The sequence below is a fragment of the Streptomyces sp. PL-25 genome (assembly GCF_058344915.1).
The window spans coordinates 2,761,183-2,777,057 of record NZ_CP136997.1 but is presented as its reverse complement, the minus strand read 5'-3'; the positions used below and the strand labels follow the sequence as shown (position 1 = coordinate 2,777,057).

Genomic DNA, 15,875 nt, shown 5'->3' with positions numbered 1-15,875 from the left:
GTGAGGACATACGGGCGGACCTTTGGGCGGACATTTCGAGAGAGCACCCGTCCGATGTCCGGGCCGACCGCTACGGTCAGTGCACAGCCGGAATACCGGGGGTACGGCATGGCCGTTGAGATGACGTTGTTCGAACAGGCCTGCACTGCGCAGGGTTTGGACTCGCCCAGTAAGTTCATCCGTCGTTTCGAAGACACAGCAGAGTTGCTCGGTGAACCAGTCACTGTGACTACTCGCCATGTCCGCCGCTGGTGGCGGGAGATCCCTCCGCCGACTCCGCGCATCCGGGCTTGGCGCGTGATCCACGCCATGCTCGGTGTAGACCCCATCGAGTTGGGTTTCCTCAATCCCCCGCTCGGTGCCACCGTGGGAGGCGCACCACTGTTCCCACAGGAAGGCACCAGTGTGGACCGACGGGCGTTCCTTGCCGATTCGATCGGCGCCGCGACAGCAGCAGCCGCGATTCCTCCCTCACTGAACAGGCTCACTCCTCCAGGTAGCCAGGGGGCAGTTGGCACTGCCCATCTCATCGAGCTACGGGAGGGCCTGCGGTCCCTGTATCACCTTGACAACGCCTACGGCGGTGGTGACGTACGCTCGTTGGCCGTCCGCCACCTTCGTCGGGTCCAGCGCATCATCAACACCAGCCGGTACCCCGAGACCATCGGGCGGCAACTTCAACTCTTGGTGGGAGAGACCGCCGAGCACTGTGCCTGGCTGTACTACGACGCTGATGATCAGGATTCAGCCCGCCGCTACTGGGGGGAGGCGCTGACCACTGCCACCGTGCTCAGGGACAGCTCTTTGGAGATCCTGGTGCTTGCTTCGCTCAGCATGCAGGCCAGCTACGAAGGCCGCCCGCGTGATGGCTACGACCTCGCTCGGGCAGCGAGGGAGCGCGCCGCACGCCTCGGTTCCCCAATTCTGCAGTCTCTTCTCGCGTCCCGAGAAGCACGTGCCCTGTCCCTCTTGGGCGACGACACTGCCGCGCGCCGGAGCCTCACGGAGTCCATGCGTCTCACGGAGCGCGAGCGCTGCGACCGAGGCCGGCCTGCACCGGAGTGGGCGGCCTTCCACGGAGCGGCTGAGCTCGACTACGCCCACGGCCTCCTCTACACCGAGAGTGGCCACCACGAACGGGCCGTGCACTTTCTGCACGCCGCTCTGGCCCATCAGGACCGCACATACGGCCGCAACCGAGCCCTGTACCGGCTCACCCTCGCCCGAAGCCTGGTCAACGCCGACAGCGTCGACGAGGGCGCTGCCCACGCAGTAGAGAGCCTCGAACACCTGGAAGAGGTTGAATCCGGGCGTGTGATGCGGCGCCTGACCGAGGTGATCGACCTGCTCGACAAGCGGGACGCGATCAGCGCCCGGGACGCCAAACAGGAGCTACGCGACTACCTCCATGAGCGAAGGGCCGCCTGATGACCGACGTGGTGTTCCACCGGTACGAGGGGACAGCCGCGGCCGGACAGCTCGACGCCTTTCTGCCGGCGTACGCGGAGGTCTACGCCGAGCCGCCCTATCTGGAGGGGCCGCGCGACGTCGCCGAGTTCGTCGAGCACTACCAGGTGCACGTGCGCCGCTCCGGAATGCGCCTCGTCATCGCCCGGGACGGTGACGAGGTGGCGGGCTTCAGCTATGGGTACTTCCTCGCCCCCGACACCCGCTGGTGGCGCAACCTCCAGGACGTCACCCTGCCCGAGGCGTACGTGCGCGAGGACGGGCGCCGGACCTTCGTGATCATCGAGCTCGCCGTGCGCAGGGCATGGCGCCGCCGTGGCGTCGCGACAGGTCTGCACGCCCGCCTCCTCGACGGCATCGACGCGGAGCGGGTCACGCTCACCGTGCGGCCCGAGCCGGAGACCGCCCCGGCCCGCTCCGCATACCTCGCGTGGGGGTACCGGAAGGTCGGCATCTCCCACCCGTGGGAGGACGCTCCGCTGTACGCATGCATGGTGCGAGGGCGGGCAGAGGAGGGCCGGTGATCCGGAGCCAGCCGCCGGGGTCGGCTCCGGCCGGGCCCTGGGCGTCCTGGGCCACGCCCGCCACCGGGCCCGCCCGCCCCGCCGAAATGGACTTCCCGTCCACCCCCCGTCTAGTGCCAAAATGGCAGGCACTATGGCTAAGGAAAAAGGGCGCAAGCTGATCGCGCAGAACAAGAAGGCGCGGCACGACTACCTCATCCTCGACACCTACGAGGCCGGTCTGGTGCTGACGGGTACCGAGGTGAAGTCGCTGCGTCAGGGGCGGGCCTCGCTGGTCGACGGGTTCGTGCAGCTGGACGACCACGAGGCGTGGCTGCACAACGTGCATGTGCCGGAGTACACGCAGGGCACCTGGACCAACCACAGCGCCCGGCGCAAGCGGAAGCTGCTGCTGCACCGCGAGGAGATCGACAAGCTGGAGTCGAAGTCCCAGGAGACGGGGCACACCATCGTGCCGCTCGCCCTGTACTTCAAGGACGGCCGGGCCAAGATCGAGATCGCGCTGGCGAAGGGCAAGAAGGAGTACGACAAGCGGCAGACGCTGCGCGAGAAGCAGGACCGCCGCGACGCGGAGCGGGTGATGTCGGCGGTGCGCCGCAAGCAGCAGGCGTGACGCGCGACGGGACCGGGCGGGGTGCCGGGGCAGCGGGAATAAGCTGGCAAGGAACCGCGTTGGTCACGTACGATGGCATCCGCACCGCACAGCCGGTGCACGCCACCTCTGCGGAGGGCCTCTGAGGGCCTCTTCGGAGGGATTGAAAAATCAACATGGGGATGATCGGTTTCGACAGCGGCTGTCGAAGCAGGGGAAGCGTGTCGAGGAAGCGGCCATGATCTCGTAAACCACAGGCCGAAAAAAATAATCGCCAATACCAAGCGCGATTCCTCCCAGCAGGCCTTCGCCCTCGCTGCCTGATCTCAGGTAGCGATCGCGAGCCTCCTATAAAGGGAGTGTCAGCCCGGGGCTGTTCCCGACCCGGATCCTGGCATCAGCTAGGGGACTAAACCTTGATCCCGGTCACGGGGTGAAGAGGGAAACCAAACAGTGACTGAGCCCGTCGGAGACTTGTCCGCGTGATCTCCGGGGCCGAGAAAATCGTAGCGGACTGCACACGGAGAAGCCCTGGTTCCGCACCGTTGGACGCGGGTTCGATTCCCGCCATCTCCACTCACCCGTCCGCGGGTACCCCATGTGAGACCAAGGCCCTGCCGCTTTCGAGCGGTGGGGCCTTTGTCGTGGGTCGTGCGTGCGCCTGCGGGCGGGGACGGTTCAGGGGGCCGGATGGTTCCCGGGTGCGCTGATGTGATTCGGCCAATCTGGGCCGGGTCCGGATGTCCGGAAACCGCTGGCTTCACATGTGCTGCACGGGTCCTGCGGGGCATCTCCTTGTTTCGGTGAGGGGGGCGTTTTCGGCCACCGGGTGATCCGGTTCTTGTCATGTACGCCTATGACCTGCCTAGAGTTGCCGGCGCGCCCGGCCGGAACTGACCCTTCCGGCGGCGGGCGCATCGGCCTGCGGTCGGGGGAATCGCCGGCAAGTGTCTGCTCGCGTCCCGCGCCTTCGGACTCTCCGGACGGGCTCCCGCCCGCCCGTTCACGAAGCAGGGATGCACTTTGAAGTCCAGAACAGGCCCGAGACCGCCTGTGCGGCGCGGCCGGCGCGGACCAGGACGGTCCGCGCGACTCGTACCCGCCCTTCTCACCCTCGCCGTCCTGACCCCGCTCGCCGCGCGGTCCGATCTGATCGGCCGGTGGGCCGAGGACGCGGTCCCCGTGGCCGACAGCTACGACGGCTTCGACGCCGCCGCGGCCGAGCAGCTGCGCCAGGACCAGTGCCTGATGGCCGGTGTCCTGCGCCTGGGCGGCCCCGGGATGTACGGCGTCGCCCAGAACGCGCTGAACCAGACCCCCGAGCAGCTGCACACCGCGGCGAACCAGGAGTACTGGAACAAGACCCCGCTGTCCGAGGCGTACGAGGCGGACCGCAGCGCCGCCGACAAGGAGGGCTCGGCCCTCTACGACCGGGTCAAGGACTGGAAGATCTCCGGCCTGCCCACGCCCGGCGGCTTCAAGTCGGTCGCCGACTTCGAGGACCCGCCCGGCCTGCCCGGCGACAACCGCAAGGACTTCTTCGACCAGACCGGTCTGGGCCAGTGGACCGCGGCCCAGTTCTGGAAGGACGAGGACGGCTTCTACGAGGACCCCACGCCCAAGGCCGACGCCGAGACCGTCAAGGCGGTCAAGGACCTCGGCACCCCGCTCTACGGCAAGGACCCCGACCCCACGGTCCCCGGCCAGGACTGGCAGCAGGCGACGGCCGAGCACGCCGCCTGGGACGACCTGGTCAACTGGGACATGGAGCCGACCGGCGCGGACAACGCCCGGCTCTTCCTGTCCTCCGGCGGATTCGCGCGCACCGCGCCCGAGCCCGGCAGCCTGGAGTACCGCATCGCGGTCGAGGACCTGAAGACCCGCTTCGCGGCCTGCGGCTGGCGCACCCCCGTCGACCCGGACAAGGTGCTGGGCAAGGAGGTCGCCGACGCCTCCGCCGAGTGGCAGCAGGAGATCGCCGCCCAGGCCGTCCAGCGCAACCAGATCCTGACCGCCAACAGCGACGCCACCAAGGCGCTCGCCGCCGGCGCCAAGGCGCTGGGCGAGATGCTCGGCCAGTCCTGGTACGCCGACCACCTCACCCGCTGGCAGGACTACTGGTCCGCGGGCGGCCCCGGCTGGATCGGTGACAGCCCGCTGGTGCTGCACGCCCACGGCTCCTCCGCCAACTGCCTCGACGTGGAGGGCGGCAAGAAGGACAACGGCACTCCGGTGCAGATCTACACCTGCAACGGCTCCGCGGCCCAGCAGTGGCAGATCCGCGACGGCGCGCTCGCGAACGTCGCCTCCGGCAAGTGCCTGGACGTCAAGAGCGCCGGCACGGCCGACGGCACCGCCATCCAGATCTGGACCTGCAACCAGAGCCCGGCCCAGAACTGGACGTACACCTCGCACGCCACCACGAGCCTGGTCAACGCGGGCTCCGGCAAGTGCCTGGACCTGAAGGCGTACACCAAGGGCCAGAACAGCCGGCTGCTCACGTGCAGCACCGCGGGCGTGCAGAAGTTCGACATCGTGCCGTCCGGCCACAAGGGCACGGACAGCCTCGAATACCCGAAGACGGCCCAGTTCAACACGGCCAAGAAGGGCGTCACCGACGCCCAGGCCGCCGCGAAGAAGCAGCTCGACCTGCTGAAGGCGCAGGCCGCGGCGGCGAAGAAGGACGCCACCGACACGGACACCGCAGAACAGGCCGCCTACGCCATCGCCGACAAGGCGGGCGCCCCCCGGGGCCGCGCGCTGCTCGTCGGCCAGCAGAAGGCCCAGGTCACCAAGGCGTCCGCCGCGGCGCTGGACGCGATGGCCAAGGCGGGCGACACCGCCTACGCCGCCACCCGCGCCGCCGCCGGTGACAGCGCCACCGTCGCCGCCCGCGCCCTGACGCAGGCCGCCGAGTCGAAGGCCGCCTTCCGTACGGCCGCCGCGCAGGAGGCCAACGCGCAGGCGAAGGCCGCCGCCGACGCCGCCGCCGTACAGGCGCAGACCGCCAAGACCGCCCGCGACACCGCCCGCGCCAAGCTCGCCGAGACGCGCAAGGCCGAGGCGGACGCCAAGTCGGCCGCGGCCACCGCGCACGCCAAGCGGCTCGCGGCCGAGGCCGAGGAGGCCACCGCCAAGGCGGAGAAGGCGACCGCCGCGCAGAAGCAGGCGGAGGCCGCCCAGCACCGCAAGAACGCCGAGGGCTACGCCAAGACCGCCGAGGAGGCCAAGGGCCGCGCCGAGACGGCCGAGTCCACCGCGCGCGAGAAGCGGCAGGCCGCCGAGCAGGCACGGGACGGCGCCAAGGCCAAGCGGGACGACGCCTGGGACGCGGAGAGCAAGGCGAACGCCGCCCGCGCCAAGGCCGACGCCAAGGACGCCTACGCCGACGCCCACGCCTCCGCCGACGACGCCAAGGACGCGCGCGCCGCGGCCGACGCCGCCGACCAGGCCGCCGACGACGCCGAATCCGCCGCGCGCTCGGCACGCGGCGAGGCGAACGCGGCCACCCAGGCCGCCGCCGACGCCGACGCGGCCGCCACCCGCGCCGAGGCCGCGGCCGAGCGGGCCCGCTCCGACTCCGACGCCGCCCAGGCCGCCAAGCTCAAGGCGGACGCCGCGGTGCGCACCGCGACCAGCTCGGCGGCGGACGCCATCAAGGCGTCCCAGGACGCGGCCACCGCGGCCCGTACCGCCGTACAGCTGGCCGACGAGGCGGAGAAGCACGCCGCCGACGCGAAGAAGCAGGCCGACGCGGCCAAGGCGGAGGCCGCCAAGGCGGTCTCCGGCGCGGCGGACGCGGCCGGACACGCCCACGTCACCGCGCAGGCGGCCGAGGACGCCCGCAACTCCGCCCAGCAGGTGGCCGCCCCGGCCAACGACGCGATCCAGCTCGGCTCGCCGTACATCACCACCGACGCCGCCGCCGGGCTCGCCGTGCTGACGGGCCAGTCGTCCAAGACGATCGCCGAGCAGCAGCAGGCGGTCGCCGAGGCGCACGCCCAGAACGCGCAGCAGGCCGCCGCGCAGGCGCAGTCCACCGCGAACGCGGCGACCGGCGACGCCAAGGCCGCCTACACGATCGCGGCCGAGGCCGCCGGACACGCGGCGGACGCCCGCAAGTCCGCGAAGGAGGCCCTGGGATACGCGGCCGAGGCGGCACAGGCGGCCGCCGACGCCCAGACGTCACTGGCCAACACCCTGGAGTACGACCGCCAGGCCGGTGAGGACGCGGCGGCGGCCGACAAGGCCGCGGGACGCGCCGAGGGCTACGCCAAGGACGCCCGGGACTCCGCCGACCAGGCGGCCCTGGACGCCGAGGCCGCCCGTACCGCCGCGACCGAGGCGGAGCAGGCGGCCAAGGACGCCCGTGCCGCCGCCGACCGCGCCGACGCCGAGGCCACCGCGGCCGAGGAGGCGGCCAAGGACGCGCAGAAGTACGCGGACTCGGCCCAGCAGGCGGCCGACGAGGCACAGCGCAACGACGCCAACAAGCAGGTGCAGGCCGGTGCCGCCACCGGTGCCGGTGGCGTGTTCTCCGTCATCGACGAGATCAAGCAGAGCGGGGACCCGGAACGCCTTCCGGACGACTGCTCGCGGCTGCCCTGCGACCTGGTGTTCAAGGCGCACTTCGACGCGGTCGTCAGCTTCTACCTCTGCACCGACCCCGATGTCCCCGCCACCGAGTCCGGCTGCCCGGCCGAGGACACCGTCTTCCTCACCACGCAGACGATCAAGGGCCTGACCAAGACGGTCAAGGTCTCCTCGTGGCAGGCGACCAAGGACCTGTGGAAGGGCATCTTCGACTCGGTCGTCGGTGACTTCACCGGCTGCTACCACAAGGTCAAGGGCGACGGCAGCGGCAGCTACGGCGACTGCGCCTGGGCCGCCACCTGGCTCCCGCTGGGCGGCCCCATCGCGAAGATCACCGAGGCGATCCGCGGGGTGGACGCCGCGCTGCGCACCGGCGTCGGGGTCTCCGACGCGCTGAAGGCGCTGAAGGCCCTCGACGTGGACGCGCACACGCTCGCCGACATCGAGCGCACGGTGTCCGTCTACGAGGACGCGCGGACGGCGTGCCGGATCAACAGCTTCCCCGGCACCACGGACGTCGTCCTGGCCGACGGGAGCCGCAAGCCGATCCGCGACGTGCGCCTGGGCGACCGGCTCCTGGCCGCGGACCCGGCCACCGGACGCAACCGGTCCGAGCCGGTCACACGCACCTTCCGGCACACCACCGAGGACCTGCTGGACGTCACCCTGGCGGGCGGCGGGCACCTCACCAGCACGCCGGGCCACCGCTTCTACGTCACCGGCCGCGGCTGGACCCTCGCGTCCGACCTGCGCGCCGGAGACCGGCTGCGCACCCCGGACGGCGGGACGCGCACGGTGGCCGCGCTGCTCGGCCGTGACTCCGCCGCGCCCCGGACCGTGTACGACCTGACCGTGTCGGGTCTGCACACCTTCTACGCCGTGGCGGGCGACGCCCCGGTCCTGGTCCACAACTGCAACGACCTGATCGCCGACGAGGGCAAGTTCCCCGGTCTCGCGCACGTCCTGGACGAGCACGTGGACCCGAGCAGGGCGGAGGCGGTCGCCCTGGCCGCCGGCAAGTCGGCCAAGGCCGGCCGGGACACGCCCAACAGCGTGTTCTCCGACGGCGTGACGGCCCAGCAGGTCGTCGACTACGCCATCGCCGGCAAGGCGGGCGCCATCGCCAAGTGGCTGCGCGGGTCGAAGCAGGAGCTGGAGTGGAGCGGTACGTTCGGGGCGAAGAACTCCCTGGGCACCGTCTACTACGCCAACAACACCGAGAAGGCCGCCGGCAACGGCTTCTACATCATGCTCAAGCGGGCCAAGGGCCACCCGCACGGCTACTACGTGTACACCGCGTACCCGAAGTAGGAAGAAGCAGGGAAGCAGGAAGAAGCAGGAAGGAAGCGGAACGAGATGCAGCGCTTCACCGACTTCGAGTTCGGTGTGCCGTGGGTGATGGGCTTCTTCCACGCGGACTGGACCCACTCGGGGGACACCCCCGCCGAGGTGGTGGCCAATCACTTCGCGGAGGAGGACGACCGGGAGGTCCTGGCCGTCCGGAGGGACGCCCTGACCCTGCTGGACGGCCTCGCCCCGGAGGCGGTCGGAGCGCTGTGGTCGGCCGGCGCGGAGTACCTGCCCGGTGCCGCGCCGGCCGACGGGACCGCGTGGACGCGGACGGTCGTCGCCCTGTGCGACGCACGGCTGTCCGCGGCCACGGAACCGGCCGCCCTGTCCGGGGCCGACCTGGAGGACGGACGGGACCAGGAGGAGGCGGTCGTCGCCGAGATCGCGGGACTGTCCTTCCTGGCCGCGGATGTACGGGACGCGCTCACCGCGTGCGCCCGCCGCGGCACCCCCGACCTCGCGTTCCGGATCCTGCTGCGCGTCCTGCGCGGCACTCCGGGCGCGTGGCTGGCGCCGGACCGGTACGCGCGGATGGAGGCGATCGGTACGGCGCTGCGCCTCGGCGAGTTCGTGGTGGACGCGGTCCAGTACCTGGTCGACGACGAGCCCCCGCCGGACCCGCCGACGGAGCGCTTCACCGACGGCGACTTCGGCATGAGCGGGCTGATGCGCGCCTTCGCTCCGGACGGCGGGGCAACAGCGCCGGTCGCCGTCGTCCGGGACCTGCTGGCCGAGGCGTCCGACCCGCGGGCGGTGCTCGCCGTCCGCCGGGACGCGCAGGCGCTCCTGGACTACCTCCCCGGCCGTACGGGCGAGGTGCTGTGGTGCGCCGGTACGGGGCTGGGCCCCGGCTTCTTCGCCGGGGACGACCCCGGGAGGGCCTCGGGCAAGGCGTGGCTGCGGACCGTCGTCGCGGAGTGCGACGCCCGGCTGTCCGGCCTCGACGTGCCGCCGCTGGACGGAGGCGACCTGGTGGGCGGCAGCGCCAGGAACGGCCCGGCGACCCGTGAACTGGGCGAGTTCGCCGCGGTCCTGGACCCGGAGACCGCCCAGGCCCTCACCGACTGCGCCTGGCTCTACGACCCGGAACTGGCCCTGCGCCTGCTGCTGCGGACGCTCGTGCGGACGCGGACACCGCTGACCGCCGGGCAGTACGAGCTGCTCGCGGCCCGCGCGGCGGCCTGTCTCCACGGCCCCCGCCTGCTGGCGGACGTCCGCCGCCTGGTGCCCGAGCACGCGGAGGGCTGACCCCGCCCGCGCCCGGGGCGCGTCCGGCGATGAGAACATGAGGTCTCGGCAACTACACCGCTGTAGAAGGACGTCAGGCACATGTTCGAACAGCTCAAGAACCTGAAGAACCTCAAGGACAAGGTCGAGGACCTGGCCGAGACCCACGGGGACAAGATCTCCGCCGGTCTGGAGAAGGCCGGTGACTTCATCGACGGCAAGACCGGCGGCAAGCACCACGACAAGATCGACAACGCCGTCGACAAGGCCCAGGACTACATCGGCAAGCTCGGCGAGAAGGAGAGCGGCAAGAAGCCGGAGAACCCGGAGAACCTGGAGAAGTCGGAGAAGCCGGAGAGCGCGGGGGACGGGAAGGGCGGGGAGAAGTCCTGAGCCTCCCGGGAAGGGGGCGGGCGGCCGGTCCCGCGAAGCCCGCCCTCTCGGCCCGCCCCCGCCCCGCCCCCGAGTGGGCGGGGCGGGCGACAATCGGGGGGCGAGGTCGCGGCGCCGCGACGGCACGTGACACTGGTGGCAGGCACGATGAGGCGGGCACGGGACGATGAGCCATGAGTGAGGTCGAGGAACAGCAGCAGCCGGGGCACGGGCCCCTGGCCGGGTTCACCGTGGGGGTGACGGCCGCGCGGCGCGCCGACGAACTGGGCGCGCTGCTCGGGCGGCGCGGCGCGCTCGTCGTGCACGCGCCCGCGCTGCGCATCGTTCCGCTCGCCGACGACAGCGAACTGCTGGCCGCCACCGAGGAGATCGTCGGCCGGGCGCCCGACATCGTGATCGCCACCACCGCGATCGGCTTCCGCGGCTGGCTGGAGGCCGCCGCCGGCTGGGGCCGGGGCGAGGCCCTGCTCGACCGGTTGCGGCAGGCGGAACTGCTGGCCCGCGGACCCAAGGTCAAGGGCGCGATCCGGGCCGCCGGACTGACCGAGCAGTGGTCGCCGGCCTCGGAGTCGATGGCCGAGGTGCTGGACCGGCTGCTCGAACAGGGCGTGGACGGACGGCGGGTGGCCGTCCAGCTGCACGGGGAGCCGCTGTCCGGGTTCGTGGACGCGCTGCGGGCGGCCGGGGCCGAGGTCGTCCCGGTGCCGGTGTACCGGTGGCTGCCGCCCGAGGACCCCGGCCCGCTGGACCGGCTGCTGGACACCACCGTCGCGCGCGGCCTCGACGCGCTCACCTTCACCAGCGCCCCGGCCGCCGCGTCCCTGCTGTCCCGCGCCGCCGAACGCGGGCTGCTGGCCGAGCTGCTGGCCGCGCTCGCCCACGATGTGCTGCCCGCGTGCGTCGGCCCGGTGACCGCCGTGCCCCTGGAGGAGCACGGGGTGGCCACGGTGCAGCCCGAGCGCTTCCGGCTGGGGCCGCTGGTGCAGGTGCTGTGCCGGGAACTGCCGGGCCGGGCGCGGACGTTGCCGGTCGCCGGGCACCGCGTGCAGCTCCGGGGGCACGCGGTGCTGGTGGACGACGACCTGAGGCCGGTGCCGCCCGCCGGTACGGCGCTGCTGCGGGCGCTCGCGCGGCACCCCGGCCGCGTGGTCTCCCGCGCCGACCTGCTGCGCGCCCTGCCCGGCACCGGCCGAGACGAACACGCGGTGGAGACCGCCATGACCCGCCTGCGCACCGCACTCGGACACCCCGACCTGATCCGGACGGTGGTCGAACGCGGCTACCGGCTGGCCCTCGACCCGACGCCGGACGCGAAGCACACGGACGACTGGCCCCGCCCCTAGGCCGCCCGCCCGCGCACTGCTGTCCCCGGCGGGGCGGCGTCCCCGCCACGCCCGGCGGCCCGGCGGGGCGGCGTCGCCCCCGGCCGGGCGGTGTCGGCGCTGGTACGGGCCGGGCTGCCGGTCGGTCACGGTCGTGCCCCGCGCGCCGTACGGTCCGCCGCCCCCACGCCGCACGGCCCCGCCCCGCCCGCCGCCCGCTCACCCGCGCCGCTCCGCCCGCCCGCGCAGCAGCAGCGCCCGTGCCAGGCACGCCAGGGCCAGTGTCACCAGTACGGTCCGGACGGCGTTCCAGGCCACCCACGGGTTCTCGAAGTGCTCGCGGGCCGCGCCCGGGGCGGTGGCGCGGGCCAGCGCGTCGTTGAGGGGGACGTTGCACGCCGCGGTGACCGCGAAGGCGAGGACGTGCGCCGCCAGGGCCGCCCACACCCACGGGCAGGGCGGCCGGGTGCCGCGCAGTTGCCACGCCGAGACGCCGGTCAGCAGCGGGGCGCCGAGGAAGGCGAGGAGGAAGAGCGGGTTCTGGATCACGTCGTTGACGTCCCGCATGACCTCGACGTACGTGCGGTCGCCGCTGCGGGCCAGCGCGGGCATCACCGCGCAGGCGAAGACGTAGTAGACGCCCGCCAGCAGCCCGGTGGCGACGGCGGCTGCGCCCAGCACGCCCGCCGCGGCGCCGCGCCGCACCCCGTCCCCGCCGCCGATCTCGATGTCCGTCATACCGTCCAGTCAACGCACCCGCCCGGCCCGCGCCCATCGCCGAGACGCGCGGGCGCATACGCGGCCGTCCACGCGCGGGGGGTTCCGGCCGGGGGGACGGGCGGGCACTGTGGGAGGGAACGCTTCCCCCAGCCCTGACGAGCACCCCGCCGCCCGGTCCGGCGACCGGCCGGGGTGTCGCCCCCTAGGCGGTGACAGGCACATGGCACTGGGTACGGCTCCGCACACGGCCACGGTCCTTCCCGAACTGCGCTTCGACACCGGGCGGATCTGTCTGGACCTGCTCGCCACCACCCACCCGGCGGAACGGCTCGGCACCCCCGCGCCGCTGCGCGCCTGGATCACGGGCTCGGGCCTGGTCCCGCCGGGCACCGGCCTCGCGCACGCCGACCACACCTGGGCGGCGGCCTTCCGCGAACTGCGCGGGCAGGTGGCGTACCTGGTGAACGCGCACCTGGACGGACCGCCGCGCGACCCGCGCGACCCGCGCGCCCACGGCCTCGCGCTCGCCCTGGCCCGCGTCAACGACACCGCGCGCGCCGCCCCGCCCGCCCCGCGCGCCGTGCGCGGCGCGGACGGCGCCCTCGTACGGGCGCTGGCCGCCCCGCCCGAGCGCGCCGCGCTGCTCGCGGCCGTCGCCCGTGACGCCCTGGACCTGCTCACGGACCCCGCCGCGCGCGCCGCGCTGCGCCGGTGCGCGGGCGACAACTGCCCCCTCGTGTACCTGGACACCTCCCGGGGCCGGCGGCGCCGCTGGTGCTCCAGCGAGGTCTGCGGCAACCGCGAACGGGTCGCCCGCCACCGCCGCCGCGCCGCCCTCGCCCGCACCTGACGGCCCGCCCCGCCCCCGTCGGCCGGGCCGCTGCGGGCGGCGGCCCGGCCGACGGCCGGGTCCGGCTTCCGCCAGTGGGCTCCCTTCGCGTACGGTTGACGGCTGCCCAGCACGTCAGAAGGGGGCCCGGTGGCCGCTCAGGCTCAACAGGATTCCGCGGTCGGTTCGGTTCACGACGCAGCGCACGACACCGTGCGCGACCGAGAGATCAGCATGGAGCAGGACCACCTGGACCGGGTGTACCGGCGGCTCGAGGTGAAGATCCACGAGGCCGAGTTCCTGATGCGGGACGCGGCCGAGCGCGGCCAGGTCGGCACGCCCGGCGCGCTGGCCGAACGGGACGCCCAGGTCTTCCGCGCGGGCATCCATCTCAACCGGCTGAACAACGAGTTCGAGGACTTCCTCTTCGGCCGCATCGACCTACTGCCGGGCAAGGACGGCAAGAAGGGCCCGGACGGCGCCTACACCGCCGTGGAACCGGCTGAGGGCGCGGTGCGCGAGGACAGCACCGCCGACATCGCCGAGACCCTGCACATCGGCCGCATCGGCGTCCTGGACGAGGACTACTCCCCGCTGGTCATCGACTGGCGGGCGCCCGCCGCCGCGCCGTTCTACCGCTCCACCCCGGTCGACCCCGGCCGGGTCGTGCGCCGCCGGGTGATCCGCTCCAAGGGGCGGCGGGTGCTCGGCGTCGAGGACGACCTGATGCGGCCCGAGCTGACCGCCCGGCTGGACGGCCGCGAGCTGCCCGCCGTCGGCGACGGCGCGCTGATGGCCGCGCTCGGCCGGGCCCGCAGCCACAGCATGCGGGACATCGTCTCCTCCATCCAGGCCGAGCAGGATCTCGTCATCCGGGCGCCCGCCGCCTCGGTGACGTATGTCGAGGGCGGTCCGGGCACCGGCAAGACGGCGGTCGCCCTGCACCGCGCCGCCTACCTGCTCTACCAGGACCGCCGCCGGTACGCGGGCGGCATCCTCATCGTCTCGCCGACCCCGCTGCTCGTGGCGTACACCGAGGGCGTGCTGCCCTCCCTCGGCGAGGAGGGCCAGGTCGCCGTCCGGGCGATCGGCTCGCTCGTCGACGGCGTCGAGGCCACCGTGTACGACGCGCCGTCCGTGGCCCGCGCCAAGGGCTCGTACCGGATGCTGAAGGTGCTGCGGAAGGCGGCGCGCGGCGCGCTGGAGCTGGGCCCCGGCGCGCGCGGCGGGGCGCGGACCTCGGCGGGCACGCCCGCGCACGCGCCCGCGGGACAGCTCGCCCTCGGCGAGGACCCGGAGGAGACGGAAGAGGCGGCGGAGGCGGCGAAGATCCCGGCCGGGCCGCCGACCCGGCTGCGGGTGGTCGCCTTCGGCCGCCGCCTCGAACTGGAGGCCGCGGAGCTGGAGCACGTACGGCGCACCGCCCTCGGCGGCACCGCCCCGGTCAACCTGCTGCGCCCGCGCGCCCGCAAGCTGCTCCTGGACGCCCTGTGGGAGAAGTCCGGGGCCGGTACCCGGCACACCGACCCGGAGCTGGCCGCCGAGCTGCGCTCCTCCTTCGACGACGACGTCACGGACGAGGACTCCTTCATCGCCTTCCTCGACGCCTGGTGGCCCGAGCTGACCCCGCGCGCGGTGCTCGCCGCCATGGCCGACGAGCGGCGCCTGGGCCGCTGGGCCCGCCGGGTGCTCAACCCGGGCGAGGTGCGCAAGGTCGCCCGCTCGCTGCGGCGGGACGGGTACTCGGTGCACGACATCGCGCTGCTCGACGAGCTCCAGGCGATCCTCGGCACCCCGGCCCGGCCGCGCAAGAAGCGCGACCTGGACCCGCTGGACCAGCTCACCGGCCTGGAGGAGCTGATGCCGGTGCGCGAGGAGTCGCAGCGCGAGCGCGCCGAGCGGCTGGCCCAGGAGCGCGTCGAGTACGCGCACGTCATCGTCGACGAGGCGCAGGACCTCACGCCCCTCCAGTGGCGCATGGTGGGCCGCCGCGGCCGGCACGCGACCTGGACGGTGGTGGGCGACCCGGCGCAGTCCTCCTGGTCCGACCCGGACGAGGCGGCCGAGGCCCGCGACGAGGCGCTGGGCACCCGTCCGCGCCGCCGCTTCGAGCTGACGGTGAACTACCGCAACCCGGCCGAGATCGCCGAGCTGGCCGCCCGGGTGCTGGCCCTGGCCATGCCCGGCTCCCGCGCGCCCTCCGCGGTGCGCTCCACGGGCGTACAGCCGCGCTTCGCCGTCGTCCGGGACTCCCTGGCCGCCACCGTGCGGGCGGAGGCCGAACGGCTGCTGGAGCGGGTGGAGGGCACCGTCGGCGTGGTCGTGGCCATGAACCGGCGCGAGGAGGCCCGCCGCTGGCTGGCCGGTCTCGGGGACCGGGTGGTGGCGCTGGGCAGCCTGGAGGCCAAGGGCCTGGAGTACGACGCGTCGCTGGTCGTCTCGCCCGCGGAGATCGCCGACGAGTCGCCGGCCGGGCTGCGGGTGCTCTACGTCGCGCTGACCCGCGCGACCCAGCAGCTCACCGTGGTCTCCGGCGAGCGCGACGAGCCGGACGCGTCCGGGGTGCCGGACCTGCTGCGGGACTGAGCGAGGAAAGGAACCTCGCCCGGAGGAATGGTCTCACCGGATCCGTTTGTTAGCCTTGGTGTGGCACCGGCCCGATCCAAGCCCCCGGGCCCAACCTTCGTCGCTACGAGCGACCACTTGCCGCGAGGCGAGCATGGCGGGTCGGTGTCACAAAGCTCAGTGGAGGCCCACGGCACAGCGAATGTGACGTGGGCCTCTTTTGCTGTGTCCGCCCCTACCGCGACCCCTGCTCTTCTCGTATGGTGGAAGTCACTTTCCGAAAACAGCGCCTC

General features: G+C 73.1%; 10 protein-coding genes and 1 other RNA gene. 10 read left to right on the top strand and 1 reads right to left on the bottom strand.

Going from position 1 to position 15,875, the window contains the following annotated elements:
* Positions 1–108: 108 nt before the first annotated feature.
* The 8 genes from R4Z62_RS12335 (at position 109) to R4Z62_RS12300 (ending at position 11,489) form a co-directional block, all read left to right on the top strand.
* Positions 109–1,428, top strand: a complete 1,320-nt coding sequence (locus tag R4Z62_RS12335; protein ID WP_385504451.1) for an NsdA family TPR-like regulatory protein — start codon at positions 109–111, stop codon at positions 1,426–1,428.
* Positions 1,428–1,991, top strand: a complete 564-nt coding sequence (locus tag R4Z62_RS12330) for a GNAT family N-acetyltransferase (protein WP_382851273.1) — start codon at positions 1,428–1,430, stop codon at positions 1,989–1,991. The genes R4Z62_RS12335 and R4Z62_RS12330 overlap by 1 nt, the downstream gene beginning before the upstream one ends.
* A gap of 133 nt (positions 1,992–2,124) precedes the next feature.
* On the top strand, positions 2,125–2,604 hold the full coding sequence (gene smpB, locus R4Z62_RS12325; protein ID WP_018565526.1) for an SsrA-binding protein SmpB: 480 nt from the start codon (positions 2,125–2,127) through the stop codon (positions 2,602–2,604).
* Between the two features lie 157 nt (positions 2,605–2,761).
* Positions 2,762–3,162: a transfer-messenger RNA gene (ssrA, locus tag R4Z62_RS12320) on the top strand.
* 474 nt (positions 3,163–3,636) lie between these two features.
* Entirely contained in the window at positions 3,637–8,487 is a 4,851-nt protein-coding gene (locus R4Z62_RS12315; RefSeq protein WP_491521863.1) for a ricin-type beta-trefoil lectin domain protein, read from the top strand.
* 45 nt (positions 8,488–8,532) lie between these two features.
* Positions 8,533–9,774 (top strand): hypothetical protein, encoded by a 1,242-nt coding sequence (locus R4Z62_RS12310; RefSeq protein ID WP_491519826.1) that lies wholly within the window; start codon positions 8,533–8,535, stop codon positions 9,772–9,774.
* 81 nt (positions 9,775–9,855) lie between these two features.
* Positions 9,856–10,146, top strand: coding sequence for an antitoxin (locus R4Z62_RS12305; protein ID WP_491519825.1), 291 nt, complete (start codon positions 9,856–9,858; stop codon positions 10,144–10,146).
* Positions 10,147–10,319: 173 nt separating this feature from the next.
* Positions 10,320–11,489, top strand: a complete 1,170-nt coding sequence (locus R4Z62_RS12300) for a uroporphyrinogen-III synthase (RefSeq protein ID WP_064533391.1) — start codon at positions 10,320–10,322, stop codon at positions 11,487–11,489.
* A gap of 198 nt (positions 11,490–11,687) precedes the next feature.
* On the opposite strand, the gene R4Z62_RS12295 is transcribed toward R4Z62_RS12300, so the two are convergent.
* Positions 11,688–12,206 (bottom strand): anthrone oxygenase family protein, encoded by a 519-nt coding sequence (locus tag R4Z62_RS12295; RefSeq protein WP_491519824.1) that lies wholly within the window; start codon positions 12,204–12,206, stop codon positions 11,688–11,690.
* Positions 12,207–12,408: 202 nt separating this feature from the next.
* Between R4Z62_RS12295 and R4Z62_RS12290 the strand changes: the two genes are divergently transcribed.
* Complete coding sequence (locus R4Z62_RS12290) at positions 12,409–13,038, top strand: ABATE domain-containing protein (protein WP_064533390.1); 630 nt, start codon at positions 12,409–12,411, stop codon at positions 13,036–13,038.
* A 129-nt stretch (positions 13,039–13,167) separates the two neighbouring features.
* Entirely contained in the window at positions 13,168–15,603 is a 2,436-nt protein-coding gene (locus R4Z62_RS12285; protein WP_355477106.1) for a HelD family protein, read from the top strand.
* Positions 15,604–15,875: the final 272 nt, after the last annotated feature.

Coding starts and splice junctions, on each gene's coding strand:
- R4Z62_RS12335 (WP_385504451.1), top strand. CDS start 109: ATGGCCGTTGAGATGACGTTGTTCGAACAGGCCTGCACTGCGCAGGGT.
- R4Z62_RS12330 (WP_382851273.1), top strand. CDS start 1,428: ATGACCGACGTGGTGTTCCACCGGTACGAGGGGACAGCCGCGGCCGGA.
- smpB (WP_018565526.1), top strand. CDS start 2,125: ATGGCTAAGGAAAAAGGGCGCAAGCTGATCGCGCAGAACAAGAAGGCG.
- R4Z62_RS12310 (WP_491519826.1), top strand. CDS start 8,533: ATGCAGCGCTTCACCGACTTCGAGTTCGGTGTGCCGTGGGTGATGGGC.
- R4Z62_RS12305 (WP_491519825.1), top strand. CDS start 9,856: ATGTTCGAACAGCTCAAGAACCTGAAGAACCTCAAGGACAAGGTCGAG.
- R4Z62_RS12300 (WP_064533391.1), top strand. CDS start 10,320: ATGAGTGAGGTCGAGGAACAGCAGCAGCCGGGGCACGGGCCCCTGGCC.
- R4Z62_RS12295 (WP_491519824.1), bottom strand. CDS start 12,206: ATGACGGACATCGAGATCGGCGGCGGGGACGGGGTGCGGCGCGGCGCC.
- R4Z62_RS12290 (WP_064533390.1), top strand. CDS start 12,409: ATGGCACTGGGTACGGCTCCGCACACGGCCACGGTCCTTCCCGAACTG.